Source organism: Aminobacter sp. P4_D5 (assembly GCF_056401815.1).
On sequence record NZ_JBFUIP010001154.1, the window covers coordinates 1 to 569 of the forward strand.

1 protein-coding gene is annotated in these 569 nt (G+C 67.0%); it reads right to left on the minus strand.

Annotation, left to right across the window (positions count from 1 at the left end; all coding sequences use genetic code 11):
• Window positions 1-159 precede the first annotated feature (159 nt).
• A partial coding sequence (locus AC1DWF_RS37210; protein WP_476843439.1) for an enoyl-CoA hydratase/isomerase family protein occupies window positions 160-569 on the minus strand: 410 nt, incomplete at its 5' end.

Consider the following 569-nt stretch of genomic DNA (forward strand, 5'->3'; position numbering starts at 1 on the left):
CGTCACCCTCCCCTGCGCCCGGGTGCAAGACCAGCGAGGAGCTCAGTCCGGCCCGGCTTCTTCAAGAGGATGAGGGCAATCCTGGGGCGTGTCCAGTTGAATGCGTTTCCAGAATAAATCACGCCGCTTGTTCAGCAACGGCTCGGTTCAGGACTGGCCCTACCGTCCCTTGAACACCGGCGCCCGCTTCTCCCGGAAGGCCGCAAGCCCCTCCTTCAGGTCCTCGCTCTTCTGGCTGGCCTTGGCGCGCGCGAGGGCGCCGGCCTTGTCGAACTCCTGCCGCGCGATCTCGTTCAGGCTGCGCTTCACCCCCTGCACCGCGAGCGGCGCCAGTGAGGCCAGCCGCGTCGCCAGTGCGTCCACGCGGGCGTCCAGCTGATCGGCCGGCACCATCTCGGTGAGATAGCCGATCGCCAGCATCTCGGGCGCGAGGATCTTTTCCGCCGTCAGGAACAGCTTCTTCGCCGCGTTCAGCCCGAGGCGGCTTGCATAGCGCTGCATGCCCGAGGGGTAGTAGTGCACGCCGATCCGCGCGGCCGGCATGAACATCTCGCAGCTCTCGGTGCCGA